Origin of the sequence: Bradyrhizobium sp. WYCCWR 12699, from assembly GCF_032144035.1 — a bacterium.
In the GTDB taxonomy this organism is placed as follows: Bacteria; Pseudomonadota; Alphaproteobacteria; order Rhizobiales; family Xanthobacteraceae; genus Bradyrhizobium.
Genome location: NZ_JAVTJN010000033.1, coordinates 641,241 through 666,396, shown reverse-complemented (window position 1 = coordinate 666,396; position 25,156 = coordinate 641,241). Strand labels below are relative to the sequence as shown.

24 protein-coding genes are annotated in these 25,156 nt (G+C 65.0%); 10 read left to right on the top strand and 14 right to left on the bottom strand.

All coding sequences use genetic code 11. The features are described from left to right. Positions 1-252 precede the first annotated feature (252 nt). The gene (locus RPS27_RS23380; protein ID WP_313754535.1) at positions 253-1,035 is read right to left on the bottom strand and encodes an enoyl-CoA hydratase/isomerase family protein; all 783 of its coding nucleotides are present in this window, start codon (positions 1,033-1,035) and stop codon (positions 253-255) included. 168 nt (positions 1,036-1,203) lie between these two features. Between RPS27_RS23380 and RPS27_RS23375 the strand changes: the two genes are divergently transcribed. Beyond that, positions 1,204-2,598: a caspase family protein gene (locus RPS27_RS23375; RefSeq protein WP_313754534.1), complete on the top strand. Its 1,395-nt coding sequence runs from the start codon at positions 1,204-1,206 to the stop codon at positions 2,596-2,598. On the opposite strand, the gene RPS27_RS23370 is transcribed toward RPS27_RS23375, so the two are convergent. Beyond that, entirely contained in the window at positions 2,595-4,685 is a 2,091-nt protein-coding gene (locus RPS27_RS23370) for a molybdopterin oxidoreductase family protein (protein WP_313754533.1), read from the bottom strand. The two genes, RPS27_RS23375 and RPS27_RS23370, sit on opposite strands and share 4 nt — an antisense overlap. Before the next feature lie 234 nt (positions 4,686-4,919). Here RPS27_RS23370 and RPS27_RS23365 point away from each other — a divergent pair, with 234 nt between their 5' ends. The 4 genes from RPS27_RS23365 to RPS27_RS23350 are packed head-to-tail and all read left to right on the top strand — an operon-like array spanning position 4,920 to position 9,204. Next, positions 4,920-5,894 (top strand): tripartite tricarboxylate transporter substrate binding protein, encoded by a 975-nt coding sequence (locus RPS27_RS23365; protein WP_313754532.1) that lies wholly within the window; start codon positions 4,920-4,922, stop codon positions 5,892-5,894. A 15-nt stretch (positions 5,895-5,909) separates the two neighbouring features. After that, the gene (locus tag RPS27_RS23360) at positions 5,910-6,380 is read left to right on the top strand and encodes a 2Fe-2S iron-sulfur cluster-binding protein (RefSeq protein ID WP_313754531.1); all 471 of its coding nucleotides are present in this window, start codon (positions 5,910-5,912) and stop codon (positions 6,378-6,380) included. A gap of 2 nt (positions 6,381-6,382) precedes the next feature. Further along, positions 6,383-8,509, top strand: a complete 2,127-nt coding sequence (locus RPS27_RS23355) for a molybdopterin cofactor-binding domain-containing protein (protein WP_313754576.1) — start codon at positions 6,383-6,385, stop codon at positions 8,507-8,509. Next, positions 8,506-9,204 carry a substrate-binding domain-containing protein gene (locus tag RPS27_RS23350; protein ID WP_313754530.1) on the top strand — a complete coding sequence of 233 codons (699 nt, stop codon included), beginning with the start codon at positions 8,506-8,508 and terminating at the stop codon, positions 9,202-9,204. Before RPS27_RS23355 ends, RPS27_RS23350 begins: the two co-directional genes overlap by 4 nt. Positions 9,205-9,212: 8 nt before the next feature. On the opposite strand, the gene RPS27_RS23345 is transcribed toward RPS27_RS23350, so the two are convergent. The 4 genes from RPS27_RS23345 to RPS27_RS23330 form a co-directional block, all read right to left on the bottom strand. Further along, a complete protein-coding gene (locus RPS27_RS23345) occupies positions 9,213-10,019 on the bottom strand; it encodes an SDR family NAD(P)-dependent oxidoreductase (protein ID WP_211419867.1) in 807 nt (268 codons plus the stop codon). Positions 10,020-10,041: 22 nt separating this feature from the next. Further along, positions 10,042-11,334 carry a TRAP transporter large permease gene (locus RPS27_RS23340; protein ID WP_313754529.1) on the bottom strand — a complete coding sequence of 431 codons (1,293 nt, stop codon included), beginning with the start codon at positions 11,332-11,334 and terminating at the stop codon, positions 10,042-10,044. Next, complete coding sequence (locus RPS27_RS23335; protein ID WP_194403437.1) at positions 11,325-11,876, bottom strand: TRAP transporter small permease; 552 nt, start codon at positions 11,874-11,876, stop codon at positions 11,325-11,327. Before RPS27_RS23335 ends, RPS27_RS23340 begins: the two co-directional genes overlap by 10 nt. 65 nt (positions 11,877-11,941) lie before the next feature. Next, complete coding sequence (locus RPS27_RS23330) at positions 11,942-12,913, bottom strand: TRAP transporter substrate-binding protein (RefSeq protein ID WP_313754528.1); 972 nt, start codon at positions 12,911-12,913, stop codon at positions 11,942-11,944. A gap of 294 nt (positions 12,914-13,207) precedes the next feature. On the opposite strand from RPS27_RS23330, the gene RPS27_RS23325 reads away from it, so the two are divergent. Then, positions 13,208-13,990, top strand: coding sequence for a cyclase family protein (locus tag RPS27_RS23325; protein WP_313754527.1), 783 nt, complete (start codon positions 13,208-13,210; stop codon positions 13,988-13,990). 4 nt (positions 13,991-13,994) lie between these two features. On the opposite strand, the gene RPS27_RS23320 is transcribed toward RPS27_RS23325, so the two are convergent. The 3 genes from RPS27_RS23320 to RPS27_RS23310 form a co-directional block, all read right to left on the bottom strand. Beyond that, positions 13,995-14,723 (bottom strand): Crp/Fnr family transcriptional regulator, encoded by a 729-nt coding sequence (locus RPS27_RS23320; RefSeq protein ID WP_211419869.1) that lies wholly within the window; start codon positions 14,721-14,723, stop codon positions 13,995-13,997. 279 nt (positions 14,724-15,002) lie between these two features. Further along, entirely contained in the window at positions 15,003-15,128 is a 126-nt protein-coding gene (locus RPS27_RS23315) for a hypothetical protein (protein WP_313754526.1), read from the bottom strand. Positions 15,129-15,222: 94 nt separating this feature from the next. After that, a complete protein-coding gene (locus RPS27_RS23310; protein ID WP_194403441.1) occupies positions 15,223-15,936 on the bottom strand; it encodes a helix-turn-helix domain-containing protein in 714 nt (237 codons plus the stop codon). A gap of 153 nt (positions 15,937-16,089) precedes the next feature. Here RPS27_RS23310 and RPS27_RS23305 point away from each other — a divergent pair, with 153 nt between their 5' ends. Continuing rightward, on the top strand, positions 16,090-16,407 hold the full coding sequence (locus RPS27_RS23305; RefSeq protein WP_194403442.1) for a c-type cytochrome: 318 nt from the start codon (positions 16,090-16,092) through the stop codon (positions 16,405-16,407). Between the two features lie 6 nt (positions 16,408-16,413). Here the strand turns inward: RPS27_RS23305 and RPS27_RS23300 are convergent, their stop codons facing one another. From RPS27_RS23300 to RPS27_RS23290, 3 genes are read right to left on the bottom strand one after another with little or no spacing between them, the layout of a single operon-like run. Further along, positions 16,414-17,517, bottom strand: coding sequence for an ABC-type transport auxiliary lipoprotein family protein (locus RPS27_RS23300; protein ID WP_313754525.1), 1,104 nt, complete (start codon positions 17,515-17,517; stop codon positions 16,414-16,416). A 3-nt stretch (positions 17,518-17,520) separates the two neighbouring features. Next, positions 17,521-18,288: an ABC transporter ATP-binding protein gene (locus RPS27_RS23295; protein ID WP_194403444.1), complete on the bottom strand. Its 768-nt coding sequence runs from the start codon at positions 18,286-18,288 to the stop codon at positions 17,521-17,523. Positions 18,289-18,290: 2 nt separating this feature from the next. Next, positions 18,291-19,427: an ABC transporter permease gene (locus RPS27_RS23290; protein ID WP_313754524.1), complete on the bottom strand. Its 1,137-nt coding sequence runs from the start codon at positions 19,425-19,427 to the stop codon at positions 18,291-18,293. 175 nt (positions 19,428-19,602) lie between these two features. Here RPS27_RS23290 and RPS27_RS23285 point away from each other — a divergent pair, with 175 nt between their 5' ends. Both RPS27_RS23285 and RPS27_RS23280 read left to right on the top strand, forming a co-directional pair. Continuing rightward, positions 19,603-19,878 carry a hypothetical protein gene (locus tag RPS27_RS23285; RefSeq protein ID WP_313754523.1) on the top strand — a complete coding sequence of 92 codons (276 nt, stop codon included), beginning with the start codon at positions 19,603-19,605 and terminating at the stop codon, positions 19,876-19,878. After that, a complete protein-coding gene (locus tag RPS27_RS23280) occupies positions 19,879-20,379 on the top strand; it encodes a phage holin family protein (RefSeq protein WP_211419873.1) in 501 nt (166 codons plus the stop codon). 8 nt (positions 20,380-20,387) lie between these two features. Here RPS27_RS23280 and RPS27_RS23275 read toward each other — a convergent pair whose 3' ends face one another. Then, positions 20,388-23,081, bottom strand: a complete 2,694-nt coding sequence (locus RPS27_RS23275) for a bifunctional acetate--CoA ligase family protein/GNAT family N-acetyltransferase (protein WP_313754522.1) — start codon at positions 23,079-23,081, stop codon at positions 20,388-20,390. A gap of 66 nt (positions 23,082-23,147) precedes the next feature. After that, on the bottom strand, positions 23,148-23,987 hold the full coding sequence (locus RPS27_RS23270; RefSeq protein WP_285807341.1) for a universal stress protein: 840 nt from the start codon (positions 23,985-23,987) through the stop codon (positions 23,148-23,150). A gap of 176 nt (positions 23,988-24,163) precedes the next feature. On the opposite strand from RPS27_RS23270, the gene RPS27_RS23265 reads away from it, so the two are divergent. After that, positions 24,164-25,147, top strand: coding sequence for a zinc-dependent alcohol dehydrogenase family protein (locus RPS27_RS23265; protein ID WP_313754521.1), 984 nt, complete (start codon positions 24,164-24,166; stop codon positions 25,145-25,147). Positions 25,148-25,156 lie beyond the last annotated feature (9 nt).

Sequence of the window (25,156 nt, the reverse complement as noted above, 5' to 3'; positions counted from 1 at the left end):
CGGGCAACTTGGCTTCCAGGCGCACCGAAGACCCGCCAAACCCGATACGCGGGGTCAGAAATGACGGTCTAGATCGTCTGCGGTCACGGTGGCAATCCGCCAACCAACGTACGCCAAGCGCACCGGGAAGCAGCTGATCACGGCTAAAGAGCGTCGCGGGATCGGACAAATCACTCGCTATTCGACTAAATGCCCGTCATTCCGCGGCATAGCGGTGCATTGAACGCCAAGGCGTCCAACTGAAATGATCACCTATTTTCCTGTCCAGACCGGCTTCCGCTTCTCGCTGAACGCCTTCAGTCCTTCCTTGGCGTCCTCGGTCATCGCGAGCAGCGCGATCTGGCTTTCGGTGTAGGCGATGCTCTCGTCGAACGACATCGAGGCGATGGCCCGCATGGCGTACTTTCCGCGGCGGATCGCGGTCGGGGACTTGTCGACGATGCGGCCAATCAGCCAGTCGACCTTGGCGTCGAGCTCGGCCGCGGGCACCACGTAGTTGAGCAGGCCCGCAGCCTGCGCAGCCTTGGCGTCGAACGGCTCGCCCGTCAGCGCCCATTCGTTGACGAGGCGCGGCGGCGCGATGCGCTGGAGCAGGCTCAGCACCTGCATCGGGAACACGCCGACCTTCACCTCCGGCAGACCGAACACGACGTGGTCGGCCGCGACCGCCATGTCGGTCATGCAGAGCAGGCCCATGCCGCCGGCCATGCAGAAGCCGCCGACCCGCGCGATCGCGGGCTTGGTGGCGTTCTGTGACAAACGTAACAGATCGGCATACTCGACATTTGGTTTGGAATGGTCCATCGCGAAAGCGGCGCCGGAATTCTGCAGATCGGCGCCCGCGCAGAACGCCCTGTCGCCCGCGCCCGTCAGCACGATGACGCGGACGTCCTTGTCGTCATGCGCGTCGCGATAGCCCTTGGTGATGCCGGCGATGACCTCGCCATTCAATGCGTTGCGTTTTTCCGGCCGGTTGATGGTAATCCAGAACGCCGGCCCGCGCTTCTCGGTGACGATTGCCGTGGTGTCGGTCATGGTCCGCTCGCTTCCTTGCCTTCTGTTTTGCAGCCATTTGCGGCAGGACGGGCGGCGCGCGCAAGGGCAATCTGCAACGCTGTGTCACCATAGCGTGTTGGCGCAAATTCGCTTGGCGATTGAATTACGGGTGACGGCCGCTATCCTGACCGGAGATTTTGATCACCAATGAGCCATTTCATGCGCGCCGCGATGATGTTGTTGCTGGCAGGACTGCTCGCATCGGGCGCGGGCTCCGCAAGCCGCGCCGCTGATGCCGCGAAACTCGCGCTGGTGATCGGCAATGCGAAATATCCCGACAACGAGTTCGTGCTGAACGACGTCGCCAACGACGCCCAGGACGTCGCTGAAGAATTGAAGCGCGAGGGCTTCGTCGTCGACCGGCAGAGCAATCTCACCGGCGACACCATGCGGCAGGTGCTGGATCGCTTCTATGCCCGCATCGAACGCGGCGCGGTGGCGCTGGTCTTCTTCGACGGCTTTGCCATCCAATCCAACCGGCAGACCTATTTGCTTCCCGTCGACGCGCAGATCTGGACCGAGCCGGACGTGGCGCGCGACGGCTTCAGCCTCGACGCCATGCTCGCCGAGATGAACACGCGCGGCGCCGCGATCAAGATCGCGCTGATCGACGCCTCGCGCCGCAACCCGTTCGAGCGACGCTTCCGCCGCTATTCGGCGGGCCTTGCGCCGGCCATCGCGCCGAGCAATTCGCTCGTGCTCTACTCCGCGGCGCTCGGCGCAGTCGCGGCCGGCGGTAAGACCGATCACGGCCTGTTCGTCGCCGAGCTGCTTCGCGAGATGCGCGCGCCGAACATCAGCGCCGAGCAGGCCCTGACCAACACCAAGAACGGCGTGGTCGCCGCGACCAAGCGGGAACAGGTGCCCTGGCTGTCGTCCTCGCTGACCACGGAATTCTCGTTCGCAGGTTCGGTGCCCCAGCCGTCCGACAACAAGGCCGATCCGACCGCGACGAAGCCCGAGCCTCAGAAACCTGAGCCGCAGAAGCCGGTCTGCGAAGCGCCCCAGGCAGAGCCTCCCCCGAGCGCCGACGATCTCGCCAGGGATCCGGTCATCGCCGATCTCAGTCGCAAGATCGCGGCGAACGCAAATGACATCGTCTCGCGCTACAAGCGCGGCCAGGTCTATGCGATCAAGCGCGCCTACGGGCTCGCCACGCAGGATTTCGACCTCGTGATCCGCAGGAATCCCGGGGATGCCGAGGCGCTCAACAACCGCTGCTGGACGCGCGCCGCAACCGGCGACCTGCAGGGCGCGCTCGGCGACTGCAATCTGGCGCTGCAGATCAATCCCGGATTGAGCGATGCGCTCGACAGCCGCGGGCTCGTCAACCTCAAGCTCGGCCGGACCAACGAGGCGATCAAGGACTACACCGACGCGATCCAGCGCAACCCGCGCTCGTCATCGTCGCTGTTCGGCCGGGGCATCGCCGCCCGCAAGAGCGGCGGTGACGGCGCCACCGATATCGCGCAGGCGAAGTCCATGAACCCGAACATCGCGAAGGAGTTCGCAGGCTACGGCGTCACGGAGTGCGTGCCCTAAACCGTCCCGGCCTTCCTGATCCAGACCTTGTTGTCGTGGAATGCGGCCCCGCCGATCGGCGCGACGGTTTCGGCGCCCGTCAGCATGTTGATGCCGCGGCCGCCGATATGGTTCTTGTTGGGATGAACGGACTCCGCGATCAGCACGCCGCGCCGCACGCCGTCGAACAGCGTCGCGATCAGCGTGGTTTCGCCGCGGGTGTTGCCCAGCGTCACCGCATCGCCGTCGGCAATGTCGAGCGCGGCGGCATCCAGGGGATGGATCATCACGCTCGCCTTGCCTTCGCGTGCCTGCGAGGACGGCGTCTCGTTGAAGGTGGTGTTGAGGAAGCTGCGCGAGGGGCTGGTCGCGAGCCGGAACGGATGAGCCTGATCAATTTGCTCGATCACCGCCCAATGGTCCGGCAAGGACGGCATCTTGTCGACATCGCCCATCGTCACGCCGAACGGCGGATGCGCCCAATCGGCCCTGAAGTGGAATTTCCCGTCGGCATGGGCGAAGCCGTCGAGATAGTGGGATGTGCGGAAGTCCGGTTGCAGGTCGCGCCAGATGTCGGCTTCGAGGCCGCCGATGTCGCCGTGATTGCTCAACTTCAGCGTCGCATCGATCAATTCGCGCGGCGTCATCTCGAAACCCGGGTGCTTTGCGCCAAGCCGCGGCGCGAGCCCCTGCAGGACCTCGTGGTTGGAACGGCATTCGCCGGGCGCATCGATCAGCTTCGGCCCGACCGAGATGTGCTGGTGTCCACCGCCGTAATAGAGGTCGTCATGCTCCATGAACATGGTCGCGGGCAGCACGATGTCGGCCATCTCGGCCGTCTCGGTCATGAACTGCTCGTGCACGGCGACGAACAGATCCTCGCGCGCAAAGCCCTGCCGCACCAGCGCCTGCTCCGGCGCCACCGTCATCGGATTGGTGTTCTGGATCAGCATCGCCTTGACCGGCCCCTTGCCGTGCAAGGCCTCGGCATCGCCGGTGAGGATACGGCCGATCTTCGACTGGTCGAGCGCGCGAATGCCCGGGTCGATGGCGTCGTGGCCCTCGATGATGGATTCGTTGAAATGCCACAGCGCGTAATTGTTGAAGAAGGCGCCGCCGCCTTCATATTGCCAGGCGCCCGTCACCGCGGGAATGCAATTGGCCGCGTGCATCTGGGTGGCACCATTGCGGCTGCGCGTAAAACCGTAGCCAAAGCGGAAGAAGGTGCGCTTGGTCTCGCCCACCGCTTTCGCGAAGGCTTCGATCTCCGCCACCGGCACGCCGCAAATCGCGGACGCCCATTCTGGTGTGCGCGTCTTCAGATGCGCCTCGAGCTCGGCAGGGCAGTCGGTGTATTTGTCCATATAGGCGCGGTCGGCATGGCCGTCGCGGAACAGGACATGCATGACGCCGCAGGCAAACGCGCCGTCGGTGCCGGGCCGCAGGATGATCTTGATGTCAGCCTGCTTCATGGTGTCGTTGTCGTAGATGTCGACCGCCGCGATTCTGGCGCCGCGCTCCTTGCGCGCACGGGAGGCGTGCGTCATCACGTTGACCTGGGTGTTGACGGGATTGGTGCCCCAGATCACGACGAGATCGGACTGCGCCATCTCGCGCGGATCGGCGCCGGCGATCTTGCCGGTGCCAATGGCGAAGCCGATGCGCGCAACGTTGGCACAGATGGTCTGATAGAAGCGCGAATATCTCTTTACGTGCGTGAGGCGGTTGAGCCCGTCGCGCATCACAAGACCCATCGTGCCGGCGTAGTAATAGGGCCAGATCGATTCCGCGCCGAACTCGTGCTCGGCCGCGTTGAAGCGATGCCCGATCTCGTCCAGTGCCTCGTCCCAGGAAATCCGCGCGAACTGGCCGGAGCCTTTCGGACCCGTGCGGCGCATCGGGTACGTCACCCGCTCGGGGTGATGAATGCGCTCGGCGTAGCGGGCGACCTTGGCGCAGACGACGCCGGCCGTGTAGGTCTGCTTTTTCGAACCGCGGACACGGCCGATGCTGCGGCCCTCGACCACCTCGACATCGAGGGCACAGGCCGACGGGCAATCGTGCGGACAGGTCGAATGGCGAATTTCGATTTTGGCGTGCTGGTTCATGACCCAGTTGGTAACACCAAAATACCGGCCAGCCGAGGGCATTTATCCGGCAGCGCCCATGCGATTTGCTCAAGCCGCACGCGCCGGCAGTTCCTGCTGCGACCGCGAAAAGCGGCGCAGCCACACCGAAAACCGCCGGATATTCCCCTCCCGATTGGCCCTGTAAGGCGTCGACAGTTCGCATTCCCCGCCGCTACAGTACCAGGCAACAAGAACGACATCAGGGAGGTGGGCATGGCTGCCCGAAGCTTCATGCTGGCGCTGGCTGCCGGCCTGCTCGCCGTCGTCCCGACTGCCCCCTCATTCGCCCAGGATTATCCCACCCGGGCGGTCCGGATCGTCGTGCCATTCGGCGCCGGCGGGCCGGCTGACGTCGCGGCTCGGCTGATCGGCAATGTGCTGCAGGAAAGCTTCGGCCAGCCCTTCGTGGTCGAGAACCGCACGGGCGCCGGCGGCGTCATCGGCACGATCGAGGCGGCGAAGTCGCCGGCCGACGGCTACACGCTGCTGATGATGTCCAACACCCAGACCGCCAATGAATCGCTGCTGACGCCGGACAAGCGCAAATACGAATTGATGCGCGACCTCGCGCCGATCGCGCCGGTGAACTATTCCGATCTCGTCATCGTGGTGAACCCGCAAGTTCCGGCAAAGACGCTGGCCGAGTTCATCGCACTCGCCAAGGCGCAGCCGGGCAAGCTGAACTACGCCTCCTCCGGGCAGGGCACGCCCTACCATATGGCCGGCGAGCTGTTCAAAGCCATGGCCGGCATCGACGTCGTCCATGTGCCCTATCGCAACAGCGGTGAGGCCCGCAGCGGCGTGATCGGGGGACAGGTTCAGATGATGATCGACGCGGTGCCGGCGATGGCGCCGAACGTCGCCGAGAACCAGGTGCGCGCGCTCGCCACCACGGGCAAGCAACGCTCGGCCGTGCTGCCGAATGTGCCGACCGCGATCGAAGCGGGCGTTCCCGGCTATGAGGCGACGATCTGGCTCGGCCTGATGGCACCGGCGGGCACGCCGAAGCCCATCATCGACAAGCTCAATGCAGCCGTTGCCGCGATGGTGAAGCGGCCGGACATCGTAAAACTCTGGACGGAACAAGGCGCCGTGCCCATGTCGATGACACCCGAGCAGTTCGACAAATTCCTGCGCGGCGACATCGAGAAATGGGCCGACGTGGTCAAGAAATTCGACAAGTCCTGAGGCCGCAGAGCGATCATGCCGACCATTCAATTCCGCCTCAACGGTGCGGCAACGGCCGTCGATGCCGACCCCGACCAGACTCTGCTCGATGTGCTGCGCAGCCGGCTCGGCCTCACCAGTGCGCATTTCGGCTGCGGCGCTGGCGAGTGCGGCGCCTGCGACGTGATGGTAGGAGATCGCGCGATGGCCTCCTGCGACATGCCGTTGTGGTCGGTCGTGGACAAGGATGTCGTCACGGTAGAGGGCCTCGGCACGGCAGAGCAACCGCATCCGCTGCAGCGCGCCTTCATCTCGGAACAGGCGATGCAGTGCGGCTATTGCGTCTCCGGGATCCTCGTCAGCGCAGCGGCGTTGCTGAAGCGAAATCCGTCACCGACGGAGGCCGAGGTCAGAGAAGCACTGGATCGCAATCTGTGCCGGTGCGGATCGCACAACCGCATGGTCCGCGCCGTGCTGCGTGCGGCGGCGGAGATGGCGGCGTCATGAGCATGCCATCCCCTGCCCCGAAACTGCCGGTCAGCCTTGCGGCCAATCCAAAATTATCGTCATGGGTGCGGTTCACCGATGACGGCCGCGTGGCGATCTCGCCCGGCAAGGTCGAGATCGGTCAAGGCATCGTCACGGCGCTGGCGCAGATCGCGGCGGACGAACTCGATGTCGATATCGGCAGGATCGAGATGATCCGCGCCTCGACAGCGAGCAGCCCGAATGAAGGCGTCACCTCGGGCAGTCTGTCGATCCAGCAATCCGGCCGCGCGCTCCGCCATATCTGCGCCGAGGTGCGCCAGCGCTTCCTTCGCGCGGCATCGGAACGTCTCGGTGTGGACGCGTCGCAGCTCGATGTCGATGACGGCACCATCTTGGGACCCGGCAACGTCAGAACGAGCTATTGGGAGCTGGCCGGCGATGTCTCGCTCGACCACAACGCCACCGCCGAGTCGACCGCGAAGAGCATTGCCAAACGCGTTGTCGCCGGACAGTCGGTCCAGCGCATCGACATTCCCGACAAGGTGTTCGCGCGGCCGCGCTTCATCCACGACCTCGCACTGCCGGGACTGGCGCACGGTCGCGTGCTGCGGCCGGAGATGTCGGGCGCCAAATTGGTCGCCCTCGACGAGACCGCCGTGCGCGCGATCCCCGGCCGCGTTGCGATCGTCCGCGACGGCGGCTTTGCCGGCGTGGTCGCCGACACCGAGGCGGCGGCGGAAACGGCGCTCAAGGCCTTGCGCAAGAGCGCGAAATGGTCCGCGGGCGAGCCGCTGCCCGATGAAGACGATCTCGCGGGCTTCCTGAGGAGCCAGCCGGTCGAGACCACCGTCATCGACAGCAGGACGGCGGAACCGGCCCGCAAGCCCCTCCAGACCCTCCGCCGGCAATATACCCGCCCATACATCGCACATGCTTCGATCGCGCCCTCCTGTGCCGTGGCGCAATGGGACGGTGACCGCGTCCACGTCTGGACGCACAGCCAGGGTGTCTACCTGCTCCGCGCCGACCTCGCGATCGTGCTCAAGCTGCCGGCCGAGAGCATCATCGTCGAACACATGGAGGGCGCCGGTTGCTACGGACACAACGCCGCCGATGACGTCGCGCTCGATGCCGTGCTGCTGGCGAAAGCGGCCGGTGGCCGCCCGGTGCGGGTGCAGTGGTCGCGCCACGACGAGATGTCCCACGCGCCGTTTGGTGCGGCCATGGCCATCGACATCGAGGCCGATCTCGACGCCGACAACGAGGTCATCGGCTGGCGCCATGATATCTGGAGCAACGGTCATGCGGCGCGGCCGGGACGCGCGGCGCAGCCGGCACTGCTTGCGGCGAGCGAGATCACAAATCCCTACCCGCGCATGATCTCGACCAACCCGCCGGCGGCCAATGGCGGCGGCGCCGACCGCAACTCCGTTCCGCTCTATGATTTTCCCGGCTGGACGATCACCAGCCACCGGCTGCTGACCATGCCGGTGCGGACCTCGGCGCTGCGGACGCTGGGCGGACAAGGCAACGTCTTCGCCATCGAGTCCCTGCTCGACGAGATCGCCGCCTTGCGTGGCGAAGATCAGATCGCATTTCGCTTGCGGCATCTGCGCGACGAACGGGCGCGCGATGTCGTCAGCGCCGCGGCGCGCCGTGCCGGTTGGAAACCGCAAAAACGGCCCGGCATTGGTCACGGCGTCGGCTTTGCCCGCTACAAGAACATGGGTGCCTATTGCGCGGCGATTGCCGAGATCGAGGGCGCCGACGACATCCGCGTGAAGCGGCTGACGCTTGCCGTCGATGTCGGCGAGGCCGTCAATCCGGACGGCGTCATCAACCAGATCGAGGGTGGCGCAATCCAGGCCACCAGCTGGGTTTTGAAGGAGCGCGTCCGGTTCGACCGGACCCGCATCACCTCGACCTCCTGGACGGACTATCCGATCCTGACCTTCAGCGAGGTCCCGGCGGTGGACGTCGAGGTGATTCAGCGGCCGGAAATCGAGCCGGTCGGCGCCGGCGAAGCCGCGCACGGCCCGGTGACGGCGGCAATCGCCAATGCAGTTTACGATTGTCTCGGCGTGCGCGTGCGCGACCTGCCGATCACGCGCGACAGGATCATTGCAGCCATGGAGCGTGCATCTTGACGACACTGAACATCCTGAGCGGCGGCGCGGCGCAAGGCCTGGTGCGCGGCCTCGCCGAGGCCTTCAAGGCGCAGACCGGGTTCGGCATCGACGGCGAGTTCGGTGCGGTCGGCATCATGGCGGACAAGCTGCGCGCGGGAACGGCTGCCGATCTCGTGATCCTGACACAGGCTCTCCTCGCGAAACTTGCCGAGGAGAAGCTCGTTGTCCCGTCCTCGATCACGGATGTCGGCCGGGTCGAGACCGCCCTGGCAGTCCGCAGCCGCGATCCCAAGGTGACGGTGAGGACCGAAGCCGATTTGCGAGACGTGTTGCGCAGTGCCGACGCGATCTACGTCCCCGACACCAAGGCCTCGACCGCAGGGCAGCACGTTGCAAAAGTGCTGGACCGTTTGGGCATCGCCTATGAGGTCGCCTCGCGCCTCAAGATCTTTCCGAACGGCGCGACGGCGATGCGGGAGCTGGCGAATTCGACTGCGTCGCGGCCGATTGGCTGCACACAGGCGACCGAGATCATCGCGACCGACGGCCTCGTGCTCTCGGGATCGCTGCCGCCGGGATCCGAACTCGTGACGATGTACACCGCCGGCGTGGCCACGCGGGCCGGACATCCGACGGAGGCCGCCGCGCTGATCGCGCTGCTGACTGGCGCAGATCACAGAGAGCTGCGCCAGAGTGCGGGCTTCGTCGGCTAGACGGCCGCCTATTTGTGCAGCTGGGTGAGACCGGTCGGCGGACCGTCGACGGCGGTCCAGCCGCCGTCCACGAACAGCGTGCTGCCGCTGACATAGCTTGCGGCGTCCGAAGCGAGATAGGCGACCGCGGTCGCGACCTCGTCGGCGCTGCTCCAACGGTTGAACACGGTGTGGCCGGCATAGAGATTGTAGATGTCGGGCCGCTGCTTGAACGGACCGGTCAGCGCGGTCTCGGCGATGCTCGGCGCGATGGCGTTGACGCGGACGCCGGCATGGCCGACCTCGGAGGCGAAGCCCTTCACCAGGAGGCCGATCGCCGCCTTGGTCGAGCCGTAGACGCCGAGGCCCGGCTCGATGGTCACGGCGCGCACCGAGGAGCAGGCAATGATGCTGCCGCCCTTCTGCGCCACCATGATGCGGCCGAAGGCCTGGAAGAAAAAGACGGTGCCCTTGACGTTGAGACTCAGGACGCGATCGAGATCCTCCTCGGTGTAGTCGAGGATGGTCTTGCGGATGTTGAGGCCGGGCGTCGTCACGGCGATGTCGAGCCGTGAAAACTTCTGCATCACCGTCTTGGCGAGCGCGTTGACGTCCGCGGCGCTCGCGGCGTCGCAGCTCGCGGCTTCGGCCCAGCCGCCCTTGTCGCGAATGCCGGCGGCGGTTGCCTCTGCGGCGTCAAGCGCGCGATCGGCGCAGACGACACGGGCCCCGAGCCCGGCCAGCGCCTCGGCCGACGATTTGCCGATGCCTGATGCGGCGCCGAGCACCACGGCCGTCTTGCCGGTGAGATCGAAGAGCTTGCGATAGTCCGTCACTGATAGCTTCTCCCTGTAGCTGCTAGCCCTTGTAGCCCATCAGCAGGCGCGGCAGCCACAGCGAGAATGCGGGGACATAGGTCACAAACATCAGAGCTGCGATCAGCGCAGCGTAGAACGGCAGGATGGTGCGCATCACCGCGCCCACCGAGATGCCGCCGATGGCGCAGCCCACGAACTGCGTGGTTCCGACCGGGGGCGTGTTCAGCCCGAGGGCGCAGTTGATCAGCATCAGCATGCCGAACTGCACCGGATCCATGCCCGCCTTCATCGCGATCGGCAGGAAGATCGGCGTGCAGATCAGAATGGTCGCGGCCATGTCCATGAAGGTGCCGAGCACGAACAGGATGACGTTGATCAGCAGGAAGATGATCCAGGGCTGCGAGGACACCTTGCTCATCAGGTCGCCGGCGAAGTCGGCAACTTCATAGAGCCCCATCAGATACTGGAACATGGTGGAGACGCCGATCAGCAACAGCACCACGCCGGTCGTCTTCACAGCCTTCGCCGCGGCCCGCAGAAAGTTCGGCAGCGTCATGGTGCGATAGATGAAGAACGTCAGCAGGATGGTGTAGGTCACCGCCACGGCTGCGGATTCCGTTGCCGTGAAGACGCCCGACAGGATGCCCGCCAGGATGATGCCGACGATCAGCAGGCCCGGCAGCGCGGCCGCGAAGGAGCGGAACACTTCGGCCCAGCCGGGGAATTTGCCGGCGGGATAACCGCGCTTCACCGCGACCGCATAGGCGGCGGTCAGCATGCAAACCATCAGCACGAGCGCCGGCAGGAGGCCTGCGGCGATCAGCGCGCCGATCGAGACCTTGCCGCCGGCGGCGAGAGCATAAATGATCATGTTGTGGCTGGTCGGCATCAAGGCCCCGACCAGCGAGGCATGGGTGGTGACGTTGACGGCGTAGTCGGTGTCGAACCCTTCCTTCTTCATCATGGGGATCATCACCGCGCCCATCGCCGACACGTCCGCCACGGGCGAGCCGGAGACGCCGCCGAACAGCGTGCAGGCGACGACGTTCGACATGCCGAGCCCGCCGCGGATGTGCCCGACGAGATTCTTGGCGAGCTGCACGATCTTGTCGGCGACGCCGCCATGCAGCATCAGCTCACCGCTGAAGACGAAGAACGGGATGGCCAGGAACGAGAAGATGTTCATCCCCGACATCATCTGCTGGAAGATGACGGCGACCGGCAGGCCCTCGTAGAGGATGGTGCAGATCGCCGAGAGGCCGATCGCGAAGGCGACGGGGACGCCGAGGATCAGGAAGCCGAAGAAGGTGGCGCCGAGGATGATCAGTTCCATGAGGGGACGACCTCTTCGCCGCGCAGGAGAGCAATGATGTGTTCGATGGAGAAGGAGACGATCAGGACGCCGGAGGCGATCAGCGGCACGTAGCGGATCACCTCAGGCAGTCCAAGATTGGGGATTTTTACGGTGCCGACCGACGCGCCGAGGATCCAGCCATTATAGGCCATCGCAATACCGAACATGGCGACCAGCACGTGGATCACGATCTCGATCTTCTCGCGCGCATGATCCGGGAGCATCACCAGCAGACTGTCCATGCCGATATGTCCGGCATCGCGCACGCCGACGGCGGCGCCGATCAACGTGACATAGAGGATCAGCACCAGCGCAAGGTTCTCGGTCCAGGTCGGGCTGGAATTGAGCACATAACGCCCGAACACCTGATAGAAAACGATGGTGACGATGACGAGCAGCCCCGTCACGGACAGATACATGCCGAGGCGCGCGACAGGTGCATTGATCCGTGACAGCAAGCCGGTCGACGGGCGTGCGGTGACCGCATCATGCTCGTGATCTGCGACGTGTGGGTCCGTCATCCCGCGTCTCCCCTTGCGAGGGTCCGGCGTCACCCCACGGCGACGCCGGACCCGCCCCGATCTTCTTACTTGGTGTCCTGGATACGCTTGACGAGGCCCTGCAGCTTCTCGTCGCCGGCGAACTTCTGGTACACCGGCTTCATCGCGTCGACGAACTCCTGCTTGTTGGCGATCGTCACGACCTGAACGCCGGCCGCTTCGACGGTCTTGCGGGAGGCCTGCTCACGCTCGTCCCAGAGCTTGCGCATCACGGGCACGGATTCCTTGGCCGCCTTGCGGACCATGGCCTGGTCCTCCTTGCTCAGCGTGTCCCAGACCTTCTTCGACATCACGAGAACCTCGGGCGCGAGGGAGTGCTCGGTGATGTTGTAGAACTTGGCCGCCTCGAAATGGCGGGAAGACTCGTAGGACGGCCAGTTGTTCTCGGCCGCATCGACGAGGCCGGTCTTCAGCGCGGTATAGACCTCGCCATACGGCATCGGCGTCGGGTTGGCCCCCAAGCTCTGGATCATGCCGACCCACAAATCGGATTGCTGGACGCGAATCTTCAGGCCCTTGAGGTCGGCGAGCGATTTGACGGGTGCCTTGACGGTGTAGATGGATCGGGCGCCGCTGTCGTAATAGGCGAGCCCGACCAGGCCCGCAGGCTCCATGGCGGCCAGGATCTCATCGCCGATCGGCCCATCGAGCACGGCGCGCATGTGCTGGGTGTCGCGGAACACGAAGGGCAGACACAGGGCGATGGTCTCGGGCACGAAATTGTTGAGCGGCGATGCGTTGATCCGCATCATGTCGAGCGCGCCGATCTTGAGCTGCTCGATGGTGTCCTTCTCGGAGCCGAGGGCGCCGTTGGGAAACACCTTCACGCCGAGCTTGCCGCCGCTCGCCGTCGCGAGCTGCTTGCCCATGAACTTGACGGCTTCGACCGTCGGATAATCGGCGGGGTGGATGTCGGCGGAGCGGAAATCACGCGCGGTCGCCAGGGGCGCTGAGACCGCCAGTGCAACGGCTGTGATGATACCGGTGAGTGTCTTCATCTGGGCTTCCTCCGGGGTTGATTATGTCGTTGTCGGCAAGTGCTGCGAGCCGCCTTGGGTCGCTCCACCTCAGACGTGAAGTCAAGCGCCAATGTCGTCCCTAGGGCGGGCGGCATTCTCTGTCCAAGCCAAATCCGGCATCGATCGATGCAACACTTGCATCGATCAATTTCCGACGCAATTCGCATTATGGCGGGATGGCTGGCCGGCCGGCGTCGCCGGCACGTGACTTGACGGGTGCAATCGAGGCCCTGCAAGATGGCCGAAACAGCGGTCCATCGCGAAGGAATGTCCATGCCGCGGAAGCTGATCGATATCTCGGTGCCGCTCAGAAACGACGTGACGGCCGATCCGCCGGGCAACAATCCGACCATCCAGTATATCGATCACCAGCAGGGCCTGCCCCGCATGCTGCAGTTCTTCGACGGATTGAAAGCCCAGGATCTGCCGGACGGCCAGGGCTGGGCCGTCGAGCAGGTCTCGCTGTCGACCCACAACGGCACGCATCTCGATGCGCCCTGGCACTTCCACCCGACCATGAACCGCGGCGAACGGTCATGGACGATCGACGAGGTCCCACTGGAATGGTGCTTCCAGCCGGGCGTGAAGCTCGACTTCCGGCATCTGCCCGACGGCTATGTGGCGAGCGCCGACGACGTCGAGAAGGAGCTGAAGCGGATCGGGCACAAACTGTCGCCGCTCGAGATCGTCGTCGTCAACACCAACGCCGGCGCGAAATTCGGCAAGGCAGAATACGTCAATTCCGGCTGCGGCATGGGCTATGAAGCCACCATGTACCTGCTCGAACGCGGCGTGCGGCTGACCGGCACCGACGGCTGGAGCTGGGACGCGCCGTTCGTGTACACCGCGAAGAGATATGCCGAGACGAAGGATGCCGGCCTGATCTGGGAAGGCCACAAGGCGGGACGGCACATCGGCTATTGCCATCTCGAGAAGCTGCACAATCTCGACCAACTGCCCTCGACCGGGTTCAAGGTCTCATGCTTTCCGGTGAAGATCGAACGCGCCTCGGCGGGCTGGACCCGCGCGGTCGCCATCGTCGACGATCAGCTCTGAGGCATCACTCGCCGACGAGGCCGCTCTCGGCGAGTTCACGCAGCGCATCGGTGTCCAGCACGACGATGGCGCCGTGCTCGAGACGAACCCAGTTGCGGCCGGCCCAGGCGCGCAATTGCTTGTTGATGCTCTCCCGCGTCATCCCCACCATCTCGCTGATCTCCTGCTGCGTGATGGCGAGCGTGCCGCTGCCGGAATCGAACTTGCGCTCCTCGGTGAGACCGAGCAGCGCGCTCGCCAGCCGGCCCGGCAGATTCTGGAGGATCACCTGCTCGACCTGTTGGCTGGTCCAGCGCAGACGCGCGCAGAGCAGTTCGATGAACTTCATCGCCAGCGCCGGCTGGCTCTTCACGAACGGCAGAAAGTCCCGGCGATCGATGATGTAGAGCTCGCAATTGGTGTTGGCGGTGGCGTCGGCCGACCTGGGAGCGCCGTCGAGCACCGCGATCTCGCCAAAGATCTCTCCGGGACCGATCAGATTGAGAATGGCGTTCCGGCCATCCGGCGACGAGGAGGAGATCTTCACGGTCCCCGAGATCACCGCGAACAGATTGTTGCCGGGATCGCCCTTGGCGGCGATCGTCGCACCGCGCCTCACGCTGGTGTGCTTGGCGTAGCGGCAGAGTTGATCGAGCGCCTCCGGCTCCAGATCCGCGAAGATCGGATGCTTGCGCAGGACCGATAGTTTGTTGCCCGCCGACTGTCGGGGGTCGCCGGTCTTGTCCTGAGGCACGCCACTGGGCTCCTAAGACTGCGAGGCACTGAGGTTCCTGCGTAGTCAACGTTATCAGGCTTTTCAACCGGAAAGCACGCGCGCGTTTTAGGGCAAATGCCGCGAAAAAGCCGCGGTCTAGCTGGGGCCCGCATCCGAAGGATGCGCCGATGCGTTTTGATCGCTGCAGAGTTGCAGGCAGCGCAGCCGCGCTTGCGTTAACACGCTGGCGAGCAGCCGGGCCGGCCGGACGCGCCTCGGCCTGTTGGCAGGTCTGAGCGGACTACGAGCTCGGGAGCTTCAGCGCTTGGAATTCGGGTCGAGCCGGCCAGAGCTGGTTTGCCGGTCTGCCCAAGCCAGAGCTGCGGCGAATGCGACGAAGATCGCGACGACGACAATGGTCACCAGCAACGCATCAGCGGGCATCATGCTCCTCCCAGAGTGTTCGGGGCATTATTTGCTGCAGCCGGCCGACGTCATTGATCGAGATCAAAAATGGCAGGACGTCCCGGACGGACCGTCAAGCTGCGGCCAGCGCCTCGGCGCGCGCGGGATCGAGCAGGCTGATGCCGCCATGAATGATCTCGATCACGCCGTGACGTTCCAGCTTGGTGAAGGTGCGACTGACGGTTTCGATGGTCAGGCCGAGATAGTCGGCGATGTCCTGACGGCTCATCGGAAGCGGAACCGTGTCGGACAGGCCCCTGCGCGCGACCAGCCGGTCGCGCCAGCCGAGCAGGAAGGTTGCGACCTTCTCGTCGGCCGAGCGGCGGCCGAGCAACACCATATGGTCGCGTGCCTGGCTCAGCTCGCGAATGGCCAGCTCGTTGATTCGCCTGAGCAGGAGCGGCCGGTCTTCGATGAAACGGCCGAAAGGCGCTTTGGCGAACTGGCACACGGTCACCACGCCGATCGCATCGGCGGAAAAATTGTGCCGGCCGGATATGTTCATCCCCAGGAAATCGCCGGGCAAGGCGAAGCCGACGATCTGCCGCCGGCCGTCGGGCAGCAGCTTGTACAGCCGCATGACGCCCTCGAGGACGTTGTAGAACGAGGTCGTGATGTCCTCCTCGGAGAACACGGTCTCGCCCGCGTCAAAATGAACGCGGCGTCCGAGATGCTCGAACTCCCTGAGCTCGGCTGCATCCAGCGACGAACAAACCGCCGCTCCGCGCACGGCGCAATCGGCGCAGAAATGCCCGTTCGGCTCAATCGTGACCACGGAAGGCTTCATCCACCGCTCCTAGCGTCGGTCCAGCTCCGCCCCCCGGCAGAGTCCACCACGCGGCGGCATTTTACTGCACTGCGCCAAAGCCAATTGACTCAGATCAAATTTGGGTGGCATCCCCGTCTTATTCTGCTTCCAGAGTTCGACGGGATTTCTTCCATGCTGCAAGGCGCTTTGCGTCACGGCCTGATTGGGCTGCTTCTGATGACACCTGCGCTGGCGGCCCCGACCGCCGAACAGCGCGGCAAGGCCTTTGCAAGGGCCAATTGCGCGCGCTGCCACGCCATCGACCGCGCCTCGCGCAGCCCGCTCGAGGGCGCGCCCCCGTTGCGCACCCTGCATCGGCGTTACCCGATCGAGAGCCTTGGCGAGGCGCTGGCCGAAGGGATCTACACCGGTCACGCCGACATGCCGGCCTTCGAGCTCAGCCCGGACCAGATCCACGACCTTCTGTCCTACCTGAAGACGCTGGAATAGACGGCGTCACACCGCCTGCACGGTCCAGCCGATCAGCTCCTTGGCGATGCGGGCAAAGGCCGCATCGAAGGCGGCGACCGCAGCGGCCGGCTCGACCTTGTCGAGCTTCTCGCTGGTCTCGACCAGGCGCGAAGCAACCACCTTGCCGTTCTTGTCGACGATCCGCGCCGACAGTCCGATCTCGACCTTCGCCTCGCCCTCCGTGACGATGCGAAAGCGCCGGATGTCGATCAGGAGCTGGTAATCCGCCTGACCGAGGTCGGTGGTGCGTAGCGGGGCGTGGTCGATGTCGTAATTCTCAAAACTGTCGATCAGCCGCGCCTGCACCAATTTCGGAATGCTGTCGGCCCAGAGGAAGTCCGCAAAGCCCGGCCTGTCCCCGACGGGCGCGAACAGCATGCGCTGGGTCTGCAGCATTGCGACCGCGCTCGGCTCGGGGATGGCCAGCGACGCGGAGAGCGTCTTGCCGGCCGGCCCGAGGCTTTGCGGCGTGTGGAGGTCGTAGGTGACTTTCTGCGCGGGAGCGCCGCCCCCGGTCATCTTCTCGAGGCCCGCCAGAATGCCGTCGATCTTGCCGGTGTTGCGCGCGAGCCCGTCGGAGAACATCTTGAGATTGGCAATGGTGTCCTTCAGCGGGCCGGAATTATCCTCGAGCACCGTATCGACCCGCCGCAGCGCATCCCGCGCCGCCTGCGTCATGCTCTGGCCGGCGCCGGCCTCCGCGATCAGGGTCAGCGGCTCGCCGGATTTGGCGACGATCACGCCGCCCTCCAACGTCACCACCGGCACGCCGGTCAGGCCCTGGAATTCGAGGCCGACCTTGGTGTCGGAACGGACCGGCGTGGTGGTCGCAACCGAGATCGTCGCATTGACGAAGCGCGGGTTATCGGTCGCGAGCCCGAGCTGGGTCACCTCACCGACGCGGATGCCGTTGAACAGCACGCCGGCACCGACCAGGAGGCCTGGGACTGGCCCCTGGAATTGCACATGGTAGTTCGTGCGCGGGCCGATGCCGCCGGTGTTGTTCAGCCAGTAGACGAAGCCGAACACCGCAAGGATCGCGGCCAGCACGAAGCTGCCGATCAGCACGTAGGGAGCGCGGGTTTCCATGTCTCATCTCATCTCGTGTTGCAGCATCTGCGAGCGCTTGCCGTGGAAATAAGCGCGCACCCAGGGATGCTCGGATTGCAGCAATTCGCGCATCGGGCCGATCGCCACGATCTTGCCGTCGGCCAGCGCGGCGACGCGGTCGCAGACCGTGGTCAGGCTAGCCAGATCGTGCGTCACCATGAACACGGTCAGCCCCAGGGTCTTTTGCAGCGTCTTGATCAGCGCGTCGAAATCGCCTGCGGCGATCGGATCGAGGCCCGAGGTCGGCTCGTCCAGGAACAGGATCGGCGGATCGAGCGCGAGCGCACGCGCCAGCGCCACGCGCTTGGTCATGCCGCCGGACAGCTCCGCCGGATATTTGTCCGCGTCCTGGGCGCGCAAGCCGACCATTTCAAGCTTGGCGATCGCGATCTCGTCCATCAGCTCCTGCGACAGGACGAGGTTTTCGCGCAAGGGAAACTGGACGTTCTGGCGGACCGTCAGCGAGGAGAACAGCGCGCCCTGCTGGAACAGGATGCCCCAAATCGTGGCTGCGCCTCGACCGTGACCGCCGGTGGGTTGTCCCATGACTTCGATAGTCCCGCCCCGGCGCGGAATCAGGCCAATGATGGTTCGCATCAGGACCGACTTGCCGCCACCGGACGCCCCCACCAGCCCGAGGATCTCGCCGCGGCGGACGTCGAGCGACAGATGGTCGAGCACGGTCTGGCGGCCGAAGCCGACCACGAGGTCGCGGACGCGGATCGCGAACTGGTCTTGCGATGCGTCCATCATCACATTCCGATCGAGGCGAAGAAGATCGCGAACAGGCCGTCGAGCACGATCACCAGGAAGATCGACTTTACCACCGACGTCGTGGTCTGCCGCCCGAGCGACTCCGCGCTGCCCTTGACGCGCAATCCCTCGCTGCAGGCCACGATCCCGATCACCAGCGCCATGAACGGCGCCTTCAGGATGCCCACCTCGAAATGGGTGACGGAGATGGCCTCGTGCAGCCGCGCGATGTAGATCGCCGGGCCCATGTCGCCATAGAACTGCGCGACGAGGCCGCCGCCATAGAGCGCGGCGATCGATCCGATGAAGGTGAGGATGGGCAGCGCGATGACCAGGGCCGCGACGCGCGGCAGGATCAGGACCTCGACGGGATCGAGCCCCATGGTCGAGAGCGCATCGATCTCCTCGCGCATCTTCATCGAGCCGAGCTCGGCGGTATACGCGCTTCCCGACCGGCCGGCGACCATGATGGCGACGATCAGCACGCCGAGCTCACGCAGCACCAGGATGCCGACCATGTCGACAGTGTAGGACTCGGCGCCGAATCTGCGGAAATGGAAGAAGCCCTGCTGCGCGATGATGGCGCCGATCAGGAAGGTGATCAACGCCACGATGGGGATCGCCTGCCACCCGATGCGGTAGAGCTGATAGACCAGCGACGTCAGCCGCAGCGAACCCGGCCGACGCAGCACGCCGATGACGGCCATGAACAACGCGCCGAGCATCTGGAGGAAGATCGTGACGTCTTCACGCGCACTGAGCGTGGACTTGCCGAGATCCCCGAGCCTCGCCACGACCGGATTGGGCACAGCCGTCGGGGCCGGCGGGTGGCGGTTGACCTGCCGCACCTCGTCCATCAGCCCGCTGAACTGATCGGCGACGCCGACGAATTCGGCCGATCGTCCTGACGATGCGGCCCTGCGCGACAATTTCTCCAAGACCCAGGCGCCGAGCGTATCGAGCGCACTGACGCCCGACATGTCCAGGGTGACGACGCGCGATCGATCGACGTCCACTCCGACCGAGTGGGACAAGGTCTCGAGCGTCACCACATTCGCGGCGGTCCAGGGCCCTTCGGGGCGCAAGTTCAGCACGTCGCCGGACGGCGTCGCGAGCAACAGCGGTTCGTGGTTCACACTTCCACCTCATCGGGACAATTGGTCCGCAATTCAGACCGCATTTCTAGGCCAGCATATGGCGGCCGGCTTGACCTGTCTCAAGAGCAGAACAGCACTGCCGATTGACGCAAATCAAGCGCGAAGGCGCGGGCAGGTCCTAGGCTCGCTTTCGTTCAATGGGGATATCAGGTCCATGTTCGACAGTGACAGGATGAGTGAAGAACTGCACGCATTGAAGGTCGACGTCACGCGCTTGCTGAGCACCGCCGGCGAGGAGATGTTCGAGAGCTCGAAAGATCGCGCCGAGGCACTCGCCGATCAGATCAAGGCCGCGCTGACCGAGCTTGGAGAGACCGTCGACGAAGAGCAGGAGCAGCTCCAGGGCCTCATTGCGGACCGTCCGATCACGTCGCTCGCCTCGGCCTTCGCGCTCGGCGTGGTCGTCGGCTTCATGCTGAGGAGACACTAGGTGAATACCGAGAATGTGGTCAAACATTTGCGCGCGCTGTGGCGCACGGACAGGATCATCGCGGACATCAGGCTTCGCCATCTGCTGGTCGGCCTCGGCCTGCGCGCCTTTGCGGCCCTGATCGCGGCATTCGGGCTCCTGATGCTGGAGCTGTCGGCCTATTTCGCGCTGGTCCAGATCTGGAGTGCGATTGCCGCGGCGGCCATCCTCGGCGCCGTCAACTTTGCCATCGCGGCCGCTCTCTTCCTGATCGCCGGCCGCGCTCCGTCAGGCCGTGACATCGAGCTCGCCAGCGAGATCCACGACGCCTCTATCGAAGCCCTTCAGCTCGAGGCGCGCGCGCTCCAGGCCCAGGTGTCCGGCGCGGTGCATCATCCGCTCAGCACGATCGTGCCGGTGCTGGTGCCGCTGATCGCGATCATCGTGAAGAATTTGCGGTCGACGGCCAAGACGGCCGCCAAGTCCTCCGCCGCGGCAAGCTCGGCCGAAGCGCGCTCCTGAAGGGAGCCTCAGAGCTTCAGCTTGACGTCGCAGATGTCAGGCTCAGCCGGATCCGGCTTGACCTCGAAGCCGAGATTTCGGCACATTTCGAGCATCACGGTGTTCTCCTGGAGCACGTCGCCCGATATGACTTTCAGCCCTTCCGACTTGGCGTAGGTGATGATGAGCTGCATCAGCGCCCAGCCGAGCCCCCTGCCCTTGAGATCGGACCGCAGCAGGATCGCATACTCACCGCTCTCGTAGATCGAATCCGAGTGCAGCCGGACCACGCCGACCATCTCGCCGGTGGCCTCGTCGAATGCAATGAAGGCCATCGCGCGCGCATAGTCGAGCTGGGTTAGGCGCGCGATGAACTCGTGGGTGAACTCCTTCATCGGCGCGAAGAACCGCAGGCGAAGGTCGTGTGGCGTGACGTGACGCAGGAATTTATGGATGGTCGGCTCGTCCTCGGGACGCATGGGCCGCACGAAGATGCGCCAATCGTCCTTGAGCTTGAGGCGGCGCTCCCATTGCGAGGGATAGGCACGAACCGCGAAATTGGCCGGGCCGGAGCCGACAAACTTCCGTTGCGGCGAGCCGACCGCGACGCGGGCATCGACCGCGGTCACGCCGGTCTCGTCCGCCAGCAGCGGATTGATGTCGAACTCGTGGATTTCGGGAATGTCGGCGGCCATCTGCGCCAGCTTGACCAGCACCAGGGCCACAGCGTCCTCCTTGACCGCCGGCACGTCACGATAGGCCTTCAGCAACCGCGACACGCGCGTGCGGTCGATCAAATCGCGGGCGAGCTGCAAATCCAGCGGCGGCAGCGCAAGCGCCTTGTCGTTGATGATCTCCACCGCCGTGCCGCCACGGCCGAACACCACGACGGTGCCGAAAGTGGGATCGTCGGCGAGACCCAGGATCAGCTCGCGCGCCTTCGCCTTGACGACCATCGCCTGGACGATGACGCCGCCGATGCGGGCCTCGGGCCGCAGCTTTCTCGCCCGGGCGAGAATATCGGAGGTGGCCGCACGCACGGCCTCCGGCGTCGTCAGATTGAGCACGACGCCGCCGACGTCGGACTTGTGGACGATGTCCCGCGACATGATCTTCAAGACGACGGTCCCGCCCTGTGCGAAGATGTCCTTCGCATAGGTCACCGCCTGCTCGACATCGGCTGCCGCATAGGTCGGCACCATCGCAATGTCATAGGCTTCGAGCAGATGCTTGATCTCGACCGGCTCGAGCCATTGGCGGCCATCCGCGATCGCAGCAGTGACGATCTGCCTCGCCCCTCGCGCGTCCGGAACGAATGTGTCGGGCATCGCGGGGGGAACCTGACTCAGCTCCTCGACCACCTCGCGGTGCCGGACCAGATGCATGAAGCCGCGCACCGCGTCGTCCTCGGTCGGATAATTCGGCATACCGGCACCGGAAAGCGCCTGAATGATGCCCTGATCGGCCCCGACCCAGGAGGCCAGCACCGGCTTCGCCCATCGGCGGTGCTGTTCGCGATATTTGGCGACGAGCTCCGTCACGGTGGCGGCGATCTCGGCTGCCGAGGCGATCGCCGTTTGCACGTTGAGGACCAGGACCGCGTCATTGTCGCGATCAGCCAGCAATACCTCCAGCGCCGCCGCGTAGCGCGCGGCGTCGGCGTCGCCGACGATGTCGACGGGATTCGCACGGGACCAGGTCGGCGGCAGAGCCGCATCGAGCTTCTTGCGCGCCTCCGCCGAGATGGTCGCCGGAATCCCGCCGAGCTCGACCAGTCGGTCGACGGCGAGCACGCCGATGCCGCCACCATTGGTCAGGATGGCGAGGCGCTTTCCGGTTGGCGATTCGACGCGGCCGAGTGTCTCGGCGCAATCGAACAGCTCCCGCAAATCGGAGACCCGCAGCACGCCGGCGCGGCGGAACGCCGCGTCATAGACGGCGTCGGCTCCGGCAAGCGCGCCGGTATGCGTGGCAGCCGCCTTCGCACCCTGCGCCATGCGGCCGGACTTCACCACGACGACGGGCTTCACGCGCGCGGCGGCGCGTGCCGCCGACATGAACTTGCGCGCGTCCTTGATGGACTCGATGTAGAGCAGGATCGCGCGTGTCTTGTGATCCATCGCGAAATAGTCGAGCAGATCGGCAATATCGACGTCCATCTGATCGCCGATCGAGACGATGCCGGAGAAGCCGACGCCGCGCTGCGCCGCCCAGTCGACCATGCCGGCAGCGATCGCGCCCGACTGCGAGATCAGCGCGAGGCTACCCCCTCCCGGCATATGCGCTGCAAAGCTGGCATTCAGGCTGACGCCGGGCATCATGATGCCAAGACAATTCGGTCCAATCAGCCGCATGCCGTATTTGTGGGCCGCCGTGACGGCAGCCTCGTGCAGAGATCCCGGTCCGTGGCCGAGCCCGGCCGAAACGATCAAGGCGCCCGCCGAGCCGCGACGCCCGGCCTGGTCGATGATGCCGGGAATCTCACGCGCCGGCGCGGTGACGACCACGAGCTCGGGCACGAAGTCCAACCCGTCCAGACTTTTCACGGCCGCGATGCCGCCGATTTCGGCATGACGCGGATTGACGAGGCCGAACCGCCCCTTGAATTGGGCCTTGTGGATATTCTCCAGAACGGCGCGTCCCACGGAGACCGGACGGGCGCTCGCGCCGACGAGTGCGACTGAACGCGGCGCCAGCAGATTGCTCAGACGATAGGTTGACATGAAAGCAAATGCGCCCGGTCAGCGACGGTTTCGATGGTTGACGATCAGGACGGAAAAATAGTGAGCCTAGTGCGAGATCATAACCCAGCACGGTGGCTCGCCAATGACGGTCTTTGTCACACCGCCCCAGACGACCTCGTTCAGGCGCGAATGATGATAGGCGCCCATCACGATCGCATCCATCCCGTGGGAATTCACCCAGTTTCCCAGGACCTTGCCGATCGAGCTGCCGCGGCCTTTCGCCGTTTCGAACGAGGCGTGAACGCCGTGTTCCCTCAGATGATCGACCAGAGCCGTTCCGGATTGCACGATCGCGTCGGTCTTGTCATCCGCCACGGTCACCACGCGGACAGAGGCCGCCGCCTGCAGAACCGGCAGCGCGTCGCCGACCGCTCGCGCTGCACGCGCGGAGTGATCCCAGGCGATCATGACGTTCTCGAATTTGGACCGAAGGTTGCCTGCGAGATGTTCCGGACAGAGCAGAAGCGGCCGGCCGGATCCGAACAAGAAGGCTTCGACAATGCTCTCCGTTCGACTGTCGTGCGGCTTCACGGGAAGCAGCGTGAGATCGTGGAAACGGGCATACTCGGCGAAGACCGCCGCGATCTGATCGGCCGGCACCTTGCCCGCTCGGCTCTGGGCGCGAACATTGGCGCTGGATGTCGCATTGGTGAATGCGTTGAGGAGCTGCTGCATGTCGCTCGGCTCGCGCGAGCTGGCGGCCTCCGCGGCCTCGTGATCGCTGAGCAGCATCACCTTCGGCCGCTCGTACACCTCTTCCTCGAGCGCGAGCGCGGTGATCCTGGCGCCGAGATCGGCGGCAACAGTCACGCATTTCTCGATCGCAACCAGGGCCGGCCCACGCGGCTGACCGATAAGCGGCAGAAAGACGTCCTTGATGGGCATCGGGATTCTCCTTGGCCGCCACAATAGGCCGGCTTTGGTCGAGACGCTTGATCCTCGTCAAGCCAAGGGAACCCGGTTCGGTCGGTCGGGAACAGGCGTTGACCGACGTCAAGGACTGGCCACTCGACTATTCTATGGATAGTTCGATGGGAGCGCGGTTCGCCCTGGAGAGACCGATGCGTGCGATGGTGTTGCCGGCCCCACAAACGCGCCTCCAGATGGAGGAGCGGCCTGACCCGATCCCCGGCGAGGGGCAGCTCCGCGTGAAGATCAGCGCCTGCGGGGTATGCCGCACCGATCTTCACCTCGTCGACGCCGAGCTGCCCGACATTCGCTATCCGATCGTGCCCGGTCACGAGATTGTCGGTCGGGTCGATCTCGTGGGCCCGAATGTCACAACGCATACGCCCGGTGACCGCGTCGGCATCCCCTGGCTCGGCTTCACCTGCGGACATTGTCGCTTCTGCAAGGAGGGCAAGGAAAACCTGTGTAACGCACCAGAGTTCACCGGCTACACGCGCGACGGCGGCTACGCGACCCACACCATCGCCGACGCACGCTACGCCTTCCCGCTCGGTGAAGACGGCAACGACGGGGAGATTGCGCCTCTGCTCTGCGCGGGGCTGATCGGCTGGCGCTCACTGGTGCTGGCCGGCTCAGCCGAACGGCTCGGCCTCTATGGTTTCGGCGCGGCCGGCCACATCATTGCGCAAGTCGCGCGCTGGCAGGGACGATCCGTCCATGCGTTCACGCGACGCGGTGACGTCGCTGCGCAAGATCATGCGCGCCGTCTCGGCGCCGTTTGGGCAGGGGCATCAGACGAAGTGCCTGACGAGCCGCTTGACGCCGCCATCATCTTCGCACCATCAGGCGAGCTCGTTCCGGCTGCGCTGCGCGCCGTGCGCAAAGGCGGTCGCGTCGTATGCGCCGGTATCCACATGACCGACATTCCAAGCTTTCCGTACGATCTGCTCTGGCAGGAGCGGCAACTGGTCTCGGTCGCCAATCTCACCCGGCAGGACGGCCTCGATTTTCTCAAGATCGCTCCGCAAGCCGGCGTGCGCACCGAGACGACGGCATTTCCGCTTCATCAGGCCAATGAGGTTCTGACCATGCTGAGAGCCGGTCAGATTCTCGGCGCGGCCGTGCTGACGCCCTGACGGTGCTTT